The sequence below is a fragment of the Aquimarina discodermiae genome (assembly GCF_040786235.1).
Classification (GTDB): domain Bacteria; phylum Bacteroidota; class Bacteroidia; order Flavobacteriales; family Flavobacteriaceae; genus Aquimarina.
The window spans coordinates 178,318-192,019 of record NZ_JBFMKP010000002.1 but is presented as its reverse complement, the minus strand read 5'-3'; the positions used below and the strand labels follow the sequence as shown (position 1 = coordinate 192,019).

The following is a 13,702-nucleotide window of genomic DNA, read 5'->3' as shown; positions in this document are numbered from 1 at the left end:
GTAAAACTAGATGAATACAAGAACATGATAATAAATAATAAATATTCGTTTTATTTTTGCTAAAATGAATACTAGTGATTTTGCCAGCTTATAAAAAGTAAAATTTAGGCGAAATTGAAATTTAATAACTATGGCCAAGGAAGATTTAGAATGCTCTTTTTGTGGGAGAAAAAAGCCTGAAACCAATTTGCTTATTGCTGGATTGGATGCTCATATTTGTGATAGATGTATTGTTCAGGCACATGGAATTGTGGTTGAAGAAGCCAGGGAAGAGGAAAATGGTGAGCTAAGTAGCGAATTGATGTTACGAAAGCCAAAAGCAATTAAAGGTTTTTTAGATGAATATGTGATAGGACAGGAGTTTACTAAAAAAGTAATGTCTGTTGCTGTATATAATCATTATAAACGTTTGTTGCAACCGCATACAGATGATGATATTGAGATACAGAAAAGTAATATCATTATGGTTGGACAAACGGGAACCGGTAAAACCTTAATGGCAAAAACTATAGCCAAAATGCTTAATGTACCATTAGCAATCGTAGATGCTACTGTACTTACCGAGGCAGGGTATGTTGGTGAAGATGTAGAAAGCATTCTTACTAGATTGTTACAAGCAGCTGATTATAATTTGGAAAAAGCACAACGAGGGATTGTATTTATTGATGAAATAGATAAAATTGCTCGTAAAAGTGATAATCCGAGTATTACCAGAGACGTTTCTGGAGAAGGTGTACAACAAGCATTACTTAAACTATTAGAAGGTACTGTGGTAAATGTTCCGCCAAAAGGAGGTAGAAAACACCCCGACCAGAAATTTATTGAAGTAAATACAGAAAATATACTTTTTATTGCTGGAGGTGCTTTTGATGGTATAGAAAAGAACATCCAAAAAAGGCTGAATATGCAAGCTGTTGGATATAGTGCTTCTAAAAGTGAAGATGCGATCGAAAAGGATAATTTACTTCAGTATATAATTCCAAAAGATTTAAAAGATTTTGGATTGATCCCAGAGATTATCGGTAGATTACCTGTTTTGTCCTATATGAACCCGTTGGATAAAGAAACGCTTAGATCTATTTTGACAGCTCCAAAGAATGCGATTATAAAGCAATATAAAAAGCTTTTCGAAATGGATAATATTAGTTTTTCGATTACCGATGGAGCTCTTGATTATATCGTAGAGAAAGCTATGCAATATAAACTTGGTGCTAGAGGTCTTAGGTCTCTTTGTGAAGCTATTTTGACAGACGCGATGTATGAACTTCCAGAAAGTGATGAAAAAGAGTTTAAAGTGACGAAAGATTACGCAGAAAAGAAACTAAATAAATCTACCATAAAGAAACTAAAAGCTGTTTCTTAGTAAGTGGGTAAATATAGTTTCTTAGAAATAATTAAAAACACCTTTATAGAAATATAAGGGTGTTTTTATTTGTGTGAATTTAGTTGAGTGTGTGTTCTTATTTGGAATAAGAGATACGATTTTTGTTACCATTGATCATGTCTTCTGTCGTTTTGATAACAAGTTTACTGTTAGTGTTGGTATTTGGATTTATCTTTAAGTTGTTCTGACGAATTAATGCTTCGTAGAATGCTTGTTTAGATAGTTCTCCATAACATACATCTTTTTCTATAGTATTAGTAACTCTTGATAAAGAAGTATCGTTATTGGTAGTTATTTTTGATTCAGTGTTATTTGTGTGTGAGGTGTGATTTGTTGTGATTTCTTGTGCGCTAATTCCTGCAAAGAAGAATGTTAAAAGAAGGCAAGATATCGTCGTTTTCATAGCTTGGGGCTTTAGTTTATTTGTAACTCACTGATAGCAAATTTAATATGAAAATGAGTAGCTAAAAAATGATTTCATAACTTTTAGATTAAACGCTTTTTTTAAACGATGAAATACTCGTTTTTTTGTTAAATTTTATAATTCGTACGTATAAAAATTGAGGTAAAACCGTAGTTTTTAGCTTTTAATATGCGTTTTTTTGATAAAAATCTACCAGAAAAGACAGGTTTTGTGCGCTCGGTGATACTGGTTTTTTGTCTGTAGTGTTGTAAAAGACCTGACATTTCTTGTGGCAAGAATGTATCAATAGTAGGTGCTTTTTAGCTTGAAGTACTTGTTTTATGGCTTGTTGAGGTGATTTTTTAGATTATTTTGTATAACCTTGATCTATATTAACCTATAGCTTTTAGTCTTGTAAATAGAAGGATAGGGTGTATTTTGGTTGCTATAGTATAATTTAAAAGTTTTATACCTCTTATATGTTGCGAATAATTCTGGAGACCTAAAGTGTTTTTATAGAAAGATGCGTTATGATGTACACGAATTGACTTTGTTTAGTATTAAGAGCTCATCTATGTAGGTTCTTTTATTGGACAATCTAGGGATTTTATGTTGCCCCCCTAATTTGTTATTTTGCTTTAACCAATCATAAAATAGGTTATGTCTTGCAATAACTATTCTGGGAGGATTAAGAGTTGTGTTGTTGTATCTTTTAGCCTCATAATCACTATTTACTAATTGCAAATTTAAATCAAGTGCTTTGCTAAACTCTTCTATGTTTTTAGGAGGTGTTTTAAACTCAATTACCCATTCATGTGCGCCTTTCTCCTTTCCTATCATAAATATGGGGGCAACTGTATAATCTATTATTTCACTTTGTGTTATATGAATGGTTTTTCTTAAGGCTTCTTCTGCGTTTTCTATAATAAGCTCTTCTCCAAAAACATTAATATGATGTTTTGTTCTACCCGAAACTTTAATTCTATATGGATCAATAGAAGTAAATCTTACGGTATCACCAATTTTATAACGCCATAGACCTGCATTTGTAGTAATAATAACAGCATAGTTCTTTCCTATCTCTACATCACTTAACGGAATAATGGTTTCGTTTTTGGTGTTATAGGTGTCCATTGGGATAAATTCATAAAAAATCCCATAATCTAACATTAACAATAACTCTGAGGTGTCATTTTGATCTTGTATGGCAAAAAAACCTTCTGATGCATTATAGATTTCATAATACTTAAAAGAGCCGCCAGGTAACAATTTTTTATATTGATCTTTATAAGGTTCGAAACTTACACCTCCATGAAAATACACTTCAAGATTGTTCCATATTTCAAATAAGTTTTCATTACCTGTCGTCTGTAATACTTGATTTAATAAAACAAGCATCCACGAGGGGACACCTGCTAGGCTTGTTACATTTTCCTGAATTGTTTCATTTACGATTGCCTGCATTTTATATTCCCAGTCACTCATCAATGATACTTCGCTACTAGGGGTCGAGCTAAAATCTGCCCAAAAAGGCATATTGTCAATGATAATAGCAGACAAGTCTCCAAAAGAAGTTCCGTTCTCTTTATAGAGTTCTTTACTTCCTCCTAGTCTCAGGCTTTTTCCTGTAAAAAGCTTGGCATTCTCATTATTATTAAGATACATGCATAAAAGATCTTTACCTGCGGCAAAGTGGCAATCTTCCAAAGACTCTTGACTTACAGGTATAAACTTACTTTTTGCATTTGTAGTACCGCTGGATTTAGCAAACCATCTAATTGGGGTGGGCCAAAAAATATTATGCTCTCCCAAACGACTTCTTTCTATCATGGGCTCATAATCTTCATAAGACCTTATAGGAACTCGCTCTTTAAAAGTTTCATAATTCGAAATGGTAGCAAAATCATAGTGTTTACCGATTTCTGTGTTTTTTGCTGACTCCAAAAGTGTATGTAGTAATTCTAGTTGAACCTCGTTGGGATACTTAAGAAAAAGTTCCATTTGATGGAATCGCTTTTTTAGAAACCAGCTTGCAATAGAGTTTACTAATGGTATTGGCATATTTTGATGTATATTTAAACAGAAATTAGAATTAATTTGATATAGTCATCGTATATAGCATTCCTCTTTTTATTTTTACGGTTTAAAAACCATTTTAAAATAAATGTTCTAAAAACAACGCGATACTTTTTAACTATAAACGTTATCAATATAGAATACTTAATTAATTTCTATGATAATAAGTTAACTAAAATAATAAAAATAATCACATTCTTCATATTAGATTGTTAACAACACTTTTTATGCAATACAAAGGAGTACTTACAAAGATGCAAACAGAAATGGATAACCCAGTTCAATATTACTTAATTTTTGAATCTGATTTTATCCACGTTAATCAATTATTAGATAAGAAAATTCAAATTAAGTTCGAAGGGTATCAGTGTTTGGCGTGTAAAGAAAATAAAAAAATATTTAGACAGGGGTACTGTTATGACGATTTCTATAATCAACCACAAGTGGGGGATTGGGTCATGAGACCAGAATTAAGTACAGCACATTTGGGGATAGAAGATAGAGATTTGGAGTTTGAAAAAAAAGCACAATTGCAACCTCACATAGTATACTTGGCTAATTCGAGTAATGTTAAGGTGGGAGTAACGCGAAAATCGCAAATACCTACAAGATGGATAGATCAAGGTGCGCATGAAGCGATAGAAGTGGTAGAAGTGCCTAACAGGTATTTGGCAGGTATTACAGAAGTGGCGCTTAAAGAAACGTTTGCAGATAAAACCAATTGGCGTACCATGCTTAAAAATGAAATTGTAGATGAAGATTTGATAGAACATAAAAATGCTTTGAAAACACTATTGCCGGATGAGGTGAAGGAGTATTTTGTAGAAAATGGATCAGAAACAAAAGTGCAGTTCCCTGTGTTGCGTTATCCTGACAAATTGAAAAGCTTAAACCTAGAAAAGACTCCAGAATATACGGGAGTGTTAAAAGGTATTAAAGGTCAATATCTTATTTTTGAAGATAATACAGTTTTTAATGTTAGAAATAACGAAGGTTACGTGATTAGTATGGTGATTTCTTAAATAAAAATTGATCATGTTGCGTTGTCGATTACTATAGAAATATACTATTCAATAATAAGTTTCATGCCTTGAAGAAAGGCTATAATTAGCAATGCAATCCCTATAATTTTAGAAAGTTTTGAATCAGAACTTTTTTGACGCTGAGCTATTTTGTTTCCCCATTTACCATATAGGTATAGGGTTCCGGTTTTACCTAGATAGATTCCTGTAAAAAAGAATAAAAGCGAAGTTATCGAGTTTTGAGTTGTTAGCTCAAATAGATATTTGTTAATTAAAGATATGGCCAAGATCCAATAAATGATAACGGGTGGGTTAAGTACTGCTAATGAAAAACCTGTAATAAACTTTGAATTGAAGATTTTCGATTTACCATATTGACGATTAGTACGTTTCTCTTTTTTTAACAAAAGAAAATACGTGCCAACGATAACGAAAAGCACAATAAAGAGGATTTGTATCCATTGATTTTCATGAAAGAAATAAGATAATTCTAATCCAAAGTATAAAGCAAAAACAGCAAGTAATACTTCACCTATTCCTGCAGAAAGTGTTATTCGAGATGCCTTTTTAGTATTTTCTTTTACAGAGGTGGTGATTACAGCAAGATTAACTGCTCCAAGAGGTATTGCACCAACTATTGCTGTAAATATGCCGAGTAATAAATAGGATAGCTGTAAACTCATATAGCATTAGTTGTTAGAAATAGAATTATCTTACAAATATGATTTGAATATAGAGGCATTCCATTTTCATATCTTTGTACACTCATAAGACAAACTTAAAAAAAAAGAGCGGCTATAGCCACTCTTAATTTTAAATATTTTATTCTAATGCGCTTTTGGTTATGTGTTTATAAATTTCCGTTAGTGCCTATTCTCATTTTTTTTATTACATCCTCATAAAATAGAACCGTCCAAATTATTTTCTCGGTATCTGCATAAGGTACTAATTCTTCAATTGTCTCTTTAGATACCTCAATATGGTCGTTGGTAGATTCTGAGCTATTTTTTAAAACCTTAAGGTGTTTAGAATCTTCTTTTATACCGATATCGCTAAGTCTTATATTAGCTTCATTGGTTAATGAAAGGTACGGAAGTATGGTTAATATTTCTGTAACACGATCTTGATAGAGTGCTATCAACTCTCCTTTTTTTAATACCTCAAGATCACTAATTGTATGAAATTTATCTACTTGATCTTTTTGACTGAAAAAGGTAGCGTCTTTCGCGTTTTGTGCGAAAAAAAACGTGGGGAGTAGTAGAAAGGATAATGTAATTATTTTCTGTGACATAGTGTTTGTAATATATATTCTTATGATTTTTCTGTTCTTGTTTTTTTAAGCTACATAATGAAGCCCTGGTCGTGAGCTTCATTATATATAGGTAAGAACATTTATTCTTTTGTTATTGCATAACCATGTATGCGTTTAGAGATTGTTTTAACTGAAACTTTGGAATAATGGTATTTTTTGGATCGTTAAACAATTCGTTTACCGGTACGAAACTTTTTGTGAATCGATTATATTTTAAAATATCAGAAGTTCCATCGATTTTTTTGTTACTAGAACTCACGCCATCACCATGGATATTAAAAAAACTATTGTCCATCATAAATGCATCTCGCATAAGTGCTATCGAAGTGTAAGATCTGTCGAATTTTACTACATCAGAGAATCCAGATATTTTTGAATTGTGGATATAAGTTTTTGCAAAATTAGATGAGAAAATTGCAGCGCTGGTATGTTGGTAATTGTTCTTGTCAGAAAGGTTTACAATGGTGGCATTGGTAATGGTGATATCTGTAACACTTTCAGGTTTTATATATCCAGTGTCTTTATTATAGCCATTAACTTTTATGGCATACGATCCCTGAGAAGAAGTGATAAATGGATGACGTATTGCCAATACATTTTTTAAGATACCAGAAAAACCTTCAGAAAACTGATAATCATTTCCTTGTGCTTTATGCGAAATTAGATTTTGAATATTATTTTTTCCTCCATGAATATTAAAAGAATCTTGTCCGGCATAACTTACCATAATGTCTTTTACAATAGAAGAAGTACCAAGACCATATAAAGATAAACCATTAGCTCCATTTTTTCTTTTTGTAGAATTTCCCGCAAACTCAATTCTTATGTATCGCAATATAGTAGTTTCTTCATCTTCCATATTCCCTCCATATACAGAATATTGAGGATTGAAATTTCCTTCAATTATACCGTTCCCTGTAACCGTATTAATTTTTCCAGAACCAGAAATACTTATTCCTCCCCAATCACCACTATTACGTGATTTAGAGCCTTTGTTAGAGGTAAATACAATTGGATATGCTTGTGAGCCTACAGCAATTAATTTAGCTCCCTTGGTAATCACCAAGTTGGCAGGGTTAGTATGATCGCATCTAATTATAGTGCCTTCTTGAATTGTTAAAGAAGCTCCACTAGTAACGTAAACATCTCCAGAAAGAAGATAAACTTTATCATTTCCTAAATAAAGGTGATCAGAGATGATGTTTGGTAGCTTTTCATCAGCCTCTGGGTAATCAGTCTTATTAGGAGTAAAGTTAGTCCAACCTTTTGCCCATTTTTCACTATTCTCATTAAAATCTTGTGCAATTGCCACAGAAAAAAATAAAAGAGCAATAACTGTAGGTGTAAAACATCTTTTCATAATTTGGGTTATTTTGGGATTGTTAGGGGTTTTTTTAAAAAACTGGAAGAAAATTCTTTCTGTCAGTTTTCTAGCACTAAGATACAGGACTTTAACGAAAAACGGTTACGTGTTTACCGTAATATTTGTACGCTTAACTGTAATTTATGGATTTTTAGCATTATGTTAATACGTATTTTCTTACAAAAATATAAATGTAATATGTTGATTTTTAGTATTTTGATTTTTTGGTGTTTATTTTTTAACTAGTTGAAGTGTTCTGTTTGTTTTTTTACGGTTTTTCGTAAAAAAGGGGGTTTTGCCCCTATTTTTCAATGCCGTTTAAGTATGGTTAGTATGTTAAAATTACGATTAAGTGGATAAAAACACGTTGTAGTGCAATGTTTTACGGTTGGGGTTTACAAGGGATTACCTTATCTAAAATTAACTTATAGTAGTAAAGCAATATATTTTATACAAAAAAACACATAACTATTAATTAATAGTTATGTGTTAATACTTACTGTTAGTCTCTAAATGACTTAAAAAAAATTAGAAATTTCCGTTAGCTCCAATTCTTATTTTTTTGATTACTTCTTCGAAATATAAAATTGCCCAAACGATTTTTTCGGTATCTGCATAAGGTATAAACTCTGTAATTAAATTATTGGTTGATTCTAGTGAATCATTATTCGATATATGATGTTTATCCAGAGATTTTAAATGATTAGAGTCTTCTTTAATACCTATATCTGATAAGGTAACACCTGCTTCGTTGGTTAAGGCAAGATAAGGGATAACTGTTGTTATCTCTTTTACACGAGCTGCATACAACTTAATTAACTCTCCTTTTTTCAATCCCTCTAATTCATCAATAGTATGAAATTTATTGACTAAGGAATTTTGTTCGAAGAAAACATTTTTTCTTACTTGAGCATGAGAAAAGTTTAGTATACAAATAGTGAATAGAATTGTGCTAAATATTTTCATTATGATAATAATTTTATGTGTAGATATCCAAATTTACTGCATTACGGTATAACTTTCAGATTCTTTTAGCGTAAATTTTGGGTTTTTTTCATTGAGAGGGTCGGTGAATATATCTTTTACACCTCTAAACTGATTGGTATACATATTGTACTTAAGAAGCTTATCTATACTTGTTTGCAATTTGTTTTTGGTAAGTAATGAGTTGCTATGTACATTAAAAATACCATTTTCGAATGAAAAATGTTTTTGCAAGTCGGCATATGTATTATATGTTTCATCAAACTTTGCAACGTTAGCAAATCCAGAAATTTTTGAATCAATAATTGTAAGTCTTCCCAAATTTTTTGATGAGATGGCCGAGGTTGTATGCTGGTAGTTGTTTTTATCAGCCAAATTTACAAAAGTGCCGTTTTTAATTCGAATATTGGACAATGAAGTAGTGTTAGAAAATCCATCAGATTGGTCATAACCATCTATTTCAATTGCATAAGAACCGCTTATATCACTTATATATGGGTGGCGTATTGCCATAACATTATAAAGTACTCCTTGATACCCAAGAGTAAAATCAAAGTCATCGTCCTTTGCTTTGTACGAGATAAGATTGTACATTTCTGTTTGTCCTCCATAACATTCGAAAGAATCATCTGCAGAATAACTTACCATTACATTGTTTATGATAGAATTACTCCCAAGGGCATATAATGATAATCCGTTAAGTTCTTTAGACTGATTGATTTTTTTTCCTGCATATTCTATCCTTACAAATGATAAAATGACAGTTTGTTCATCTGTTTGTGTACCTGCATATAGAGAGTGCTGAGGTAAAAAGTTACCTTCTATTGTTTTAGAAACCGAAGGAGAATTAATGACTCCGGACCCTGCTATTATAATTCCTCCCCAATCTCCAGGTTTTCTGGTTTTTTGAGGCTTGTTAGAGGTGAAAACTATGGGAGCTCCTTTTGCTCCGCTTGCGATAAGTTTTGATCCTTTAGTAACAATAAGACTGGTTGGATTATCAGCATCACATCTTATAATCGTTCCTTCCTCTATAGTGAGTGTAGCGTTATTGATAATATAAAGGTTTCCTGACATAAGGTATGTTACATCATTCGATAAATAAATATCGTTGTTTATGATATTAGAAAGTACTTCTTCGTGCTCTGGATATTCTGTTGTATTGGGAGCAAAATTAGTCCATCCTTTGGTCCATTTCATTTGATGATCTGTAAAGTCTGTTTGTGAAAATGTGATTAATGAAAGCAAACAGAAAAAAAATAATGGGGTGTTATTCAATTTCATTGTTGAGTGGGGATTTTAGTTTGTGTTTAAAATTATGACTTTAATATGTTCTAGTTACATTATTAATATTATTAAACTATTAACATAATTTTATGAAAATTATTGTGAGAGTAAAAACATTGGATTGATTTTTATACTACCAGTAGGGTTTTTCTTTTTTTTTAAACTAAAGTAATGTTAGTGAGAGTGGGTGCTAAGTTGATAATCTATAAAAAAGAAAAAGATTGAAAAAAAAATATTTTTTTTTCAATCTTTTAAAACCTGATCTATTTTAAAGTTAATTTTAATTTACTTTAGTAGTATCCTTTTTCTTTTTTTTGCCTAAAAAGCCACCAAGAATATCTTTTGCTGTATTTTTTATTGTTTCTTCTGTTGAAGATTTTTTGGTTTTAGAAGAGTCTGATTGTGTTTTAGAGCCTCCTAATAAATTTGATAATACTTTCTCCCCTTCACCAACAAGCTGTCCTTTTACTTTTTCTTTTTGTTTGCTTACAATTTGTTGTGTGAGTTGTTTTACTGCATCTTTTGTATTCAGATTAACCTTTGGGTTTTTAAAGTTTCCTGATACTCCTACAGGAATCCCTACCGTCATGGTATTGGCTTCTTTTTGATCTAGTTGTGAGAGTAGGCTACCTACTTCATTACCCAGATATTTGGCAGGTACATCAAGTTTGATATTATAATCCATGTTTTGCTCAAAACTATGGCTTCCTCCCGCTGTAATTTTAATACCTTGAATATCAAAATCAAAAGGCTTGACGTTGATTTTTCCGTCATCAAAACTTAGATTTGTCTTAATGTTCTTTAAATTCATTTGATCAATATCAATAAAACCTAACTGGTTATCTAAAGAAGATAAAAACGGAGTCCTTGTGGTGGCTACTTTTGCATTTAGTATTTCTGCGAGTGCTTTACCTTTTAAAGATGTTAGTATAGGGATAAGATTTTCATTAAGATTTCCTTTTAGATTAATTTTGGTAGTTAAGTTACCAGCAAGTGCACTTGCAATAGGAGCAAGACCTTTTATAAGTTCTAGATTGGTAAAAGATTTGGCAATGTCTATTTTGGTCAAATCTAATGCCATGTCAAACGTTGGTGTTTGAGATTTGGTAGATACATTTCCATTAAAAGCCAAACCTCCATCAAAAATATTAGAAGTTACATTTTGAAGATAGGCAGTTTCCTCTTTTATTTTTACGCTTCCTTTGGTGTTTTTAAGTTCTAAATTGTCATAAAACACTTTTTTTGTATCGAAGTTTAAAGTTGCATCCAGGAACGAAGGAATTCTCATAGTCTCATCGACTACTGCATTTTTTGCTTCTCCTTTCTCTGTTTTTTTAACCGATGTGTTGTCATTTTCTTGCTCGCTAATCATAAAATCATCTACAGCAAAAACTTCAGAATTAACATCAAAGTTTCCTTTTAGATCTTGTTTTGCAAATAAAAAGCCCATTAGGTTTGTTATGGTTCCTGTTGCTTTTAGATCAGACCTTCCTGTAGAGACATCCATTTTATCTAAGGAAATCTTTTCTGGATTAAAACTAACCTCGGCTTCTTCTATTTTTATATCGTTAGGAACATCTGATGATTGGTATACGAATTGTGAAATGCTTGCATTACCCGAACTTTTAATATTTTGATAGTTCTCTTTTTCTAACGATTGCATATCAAAATAAGTTTTTACATCTGCTTTGACAATACCATTAAGTTGTTGTTCTAATTCTAAAGGGTATGCTTGATTAAGGTTAGCCAAATTAAGAGTACCGTTTAATGCCATGTCAACGATCATGTTTTTGGTAAGATTTTTTAAGCTACCTTTTGCAGCAAAAGTATCTTCGTCTATTCTAAAAGTGAGGTTATTTATATTTACATAAGTGTCATCAACGAGTCCGGTTTCATTTTTGATTGAGGTATCAATATTAATATTTTTGATACCCTTGGGTAGATCTGGATATCTAAAAGAGGCATTGTTAGAAGCAATCTTTATATCCATCTTGGGTATATAAGTGTCGTCAGATTTTCCTTTGATCATTCCCTCTAAAGAAAAATCACCACTAGTTTGTACTCCATCTAGGTTTTTTGAATAAGCTTCAGGAATTACTGCCAGGAAATTTTTAAAATCTGAAGATGGTGTTTTGAAACTTATATCTACATCGGTATATTTTTCAAATAATTGAACATACCCCTTAAACTCAAGAGGTAGTTGATTGATCAACGCTTTGTTTTCTTTGAAGGAATATTTTTGATTTTCTAAATCCAGCTCTATTTGTGCATCGAGTTGTAGCTTGTTTTTGTTTAAATAGTTGGTGTCATCCAGGCTAAAAGATGCTTCGGTTTGTGTTTGTGTATCTAATATAATTTTTTCGCCAGAGATCGACCCATCCCCACTGTGGTTAAGTTGGGTCATGGATAGTATCGTTTTACTAACATCGTCTTTAAACAAAATTTTACTATCATTAATTTCATAGTGATCCAGTGCAAAAGTGAAAGAAGAACCTTCTTCTTCACTGGCTTGCTTGACTTCTTCTTTTTGCTTGGTGATGTCTACATTCGAGTTTCCTAAGGAGTCTGTTTTAATAGCAATAGTGGCTTCATCAATTATTATTTTTTGCACACTTATTGCCGAAGAAGTACTTTTCAATAGTTCTTTAACAGACATGTCTAAAGCTATTTTTTTTGAATAAGCCAACGTGTCTCCATCAAAAGGAGCATAATTAATCACAGAAAGTTCATCTATTACTACAGAAGCATGAGGAAAACTTCTGATAAGACTAATGTCGATATTGGCAAAATCTACTTTTGCATTTACATGTTCATTTATGAGATAACGAACTTTGTCCTGTATAGTGCCCTTAAAAAGAAAAGGAATAGATATAATACCTATAATAAGTACCACTAGTGTAATAAGAAGAATTTTCAGAACTTTTTTCATCTGTTAGTTTTTTTGTTGTATTCAGTTGTAAGATAAAATATAGATCATATAATTTGCACCCATATTCATTCAATTTGGTAGGTGTATTTTATGTCGAAATAACTTTTGTATAAAATAACGGTATACAAAGGTAGGAAGTTACATTTTTTAAGTTAACTATTTGTTAGATTTTCTAAAGGATAACTCGCGGTTCATTCACAAGATAGGGGCTCTTGTTTAAATTTCCATTTCTAATTCTTCGCCCTGCTCTAGTTTAAATCGTTTTCTTACAATATAAACGCAAGTGTATAGTATAGGGGTGTCTAATGCGGCTATTAGCACTTTGAATAAGAATCCATTAAGTAACAATGCTCCAAAACGATCCCAAGCTATAATACCACTAGAACATAATAATAATAATACGGTAAGTGTATCTATAAATTGAGAAGAGAAGGTAGAAAAGTTATTGCGTAGCCAAAGATGTTTTCCTTTGGTTAGTTTTTTCCAGAAATGGAAAACATGTATGTCTATATACTGTGCAAAAAGGTAAGCGGCCATTGAAGCAAAGACAGCAATTGCGGTAGCTCCAAATACTTTGTTAAACAATTCATCATTAATAGGAGACCAAATGGTAGCAGGAACCATGTTGGCAGCGGTTATAATGAGTAAAGAAAAGAAAGAGGCAAAAATACCTGCTGTTACAATTTGGTTGGCTTTACGTTTGCCAAAAACTTCGCTAATAATATCTGTGATTAGAAACGTAATTGGATATGGGAGTATTCCAACAGAAACCTCGAACGTATAGACACCTAAAAAATCCCAATAAAAGAATTTCTGAAAAATAAGGTTAGAAGCGACCAGTGAGGAGATAAAAAGAGCACCTAGTATGAGGTATATTCGATAAGCAACACGTTTGTCTTTTATGCTAAGGGATGTTTCTTTCAAAATAGTAATTTAGTTTAT

11 protein-coding genes are annotated in these 13,702 nt (G+C 31.8%); 2 read left to right on the top strand and 9 right to left on the bottom strand.

Features of this window, described 5'->3' with window-relative positions:
- Nucleotides 1-130: 130 nt before the first annotated feature.
- Entirely contained in the window at nt 131-1,363 is a 1,233-nt protein-coding gene (gene clpX / locus ABW636_RS01705) for an ATP-dependent Clp protease ATP-binding subunit ClpX (RefSeq protein ID WP_367588219.1), read from the top strand.
- A gap of 97 nt (nt 1,364-1,460) precedes the next feature.
- On the opposite strand, the gene ABW636_RS01700 is transcribed toward clpX, so the two are convergent.
- Both ABW636_RS01700 and ABW636_RS01695 read right to left on the bottom strand, forming a co-directional pair.
- Entirely contained in the window at nt 1,461-1,787 is a 327-nt protein-coding gene (locus ABW636_RS01700) for a hypothetical protein (protein WP_367588218.1), read from the bottom strand.
- A gap of 528 nt (nt 1,788-2,315) precedes the next feature.
- Nucleotides 2,316-3,848 (bottom strand): GH3 auxin-responsive promoter family protein, encoded by a 1,533-nt coding sequence (locus ABW636_RS01695; protein ID WP_367588217.1) that lies wholly within the window; start codon nt 3,846-3,848, stop codon nt 2,316-2,318.
- Between the two features lie 242 nt (nt 3,849-4,090).
- Here ABW636_RS01695 and ABW636_RS01690 point away from each other — a divergent pair, with 242 nt between their 5' ends.
- Nucleotides 4,091-4,885 carry a DUF2797 domain-containing protein gene (locus ABW636_RS01690; protein ID WP_367588216.1) on the top strand — a complete coding sequence of 265 codons (795 nt, stop codon included), beginning with the start codon at nt 4,091-4,093 and terminating at the stop codon, nt 4,883-4,885.
- Between the two features lie 44 nt (nt 4,886-4,929).
- On the opposite strand, the gene ABW636_RS01685 is transcribed toward ABW636_RS01690, so the two are convergent.
- From ABW636_RS01685 to ABW636_RS01655, 7 genes are all read right to left on the bottom strand, one after another.
- Nucleotides 4,930-5,568, bottom strand: coding sequence for a LysE family transporter (locus ABW636_RS01685; RefSeq protein ID WP_367588215.1), 639 nt, complete (start codon nt 5,566-5,568; stop codon nt 4,930-4,932).
- A gap of 167 nt (nt 5,569-5,735) precedes the next feature.
- Nucleotides 5,736-6,176 carry a hypothetical protein gene (locus ABW636_RS01680; RefSeq protein WP_367588214.1) on the bottom strand — a complete coding sequence of 147 codons (441 nt, stop codon included), beginning with the start codon at nt 6,174-6,176 and terminating at the stop codon, nt 5,736-5,738.
- Nucleotides 6,177-6,288: 112 nt separating this feature from the next.
- A complete protein-coding gene (locus ABW636_RS01675) occupies nt 6,289-7,557 on the bottom strand; it encodes a beta-helix domain-containing protein (RefSeq protein WP_367588213.1) in 1,269 nt (422 codons plus the stop codon).
- A gap of 531 nt (nt 7,558-8,088) precedes the next feature.
- Nucleotides 8,089-8,526, bottom strand: a complete 438-nt coding sequence (locus ABW636_RS01670; RefSeq protein ID WP_367588212.1) for a hypothetical protein — start codon at nt 8,524-8,526, stop codon at nt 8,089-8,091.
- A 33-nt stretch (nt 8,527-8,559) separates the two neighbouring features.
- Entirely contained in the window at nt 8,560-9,828 is a 1,269-nt protein-coding gene (locus ABW636_RS01665; protein ID WP_367588211.1) for a beta-helix domain-containing protein, read from the bottom strand.
- 283 nt (nt 9,829-10,111) lie between these two features.
- Complete coding sequence (locus ABW636_RS01660) at nt 10,112-12,760, bottom strand: AsmA-like C-terminal region-containing protein (RefSeq protein WP_367588210.1); 2,649 nt, start codon at nt 12,758-12,760, stop codon at nt 10,112-10,114.
- A gap of 216 nt (nt 12,761-12,976) precedes the next feature.
- A complete protein-coding gene (locus ABW636_RS01655) occupies nt 12,977-13,684 on the bottom strand; it encodes a queuosine precursor transporter (RefSeq protein ID WP_367588209.1) in 708 nt (235 codons plus the stop codon).
- Nucleotides 13,685-13,702: the final 18 nt, after the last annotated feature.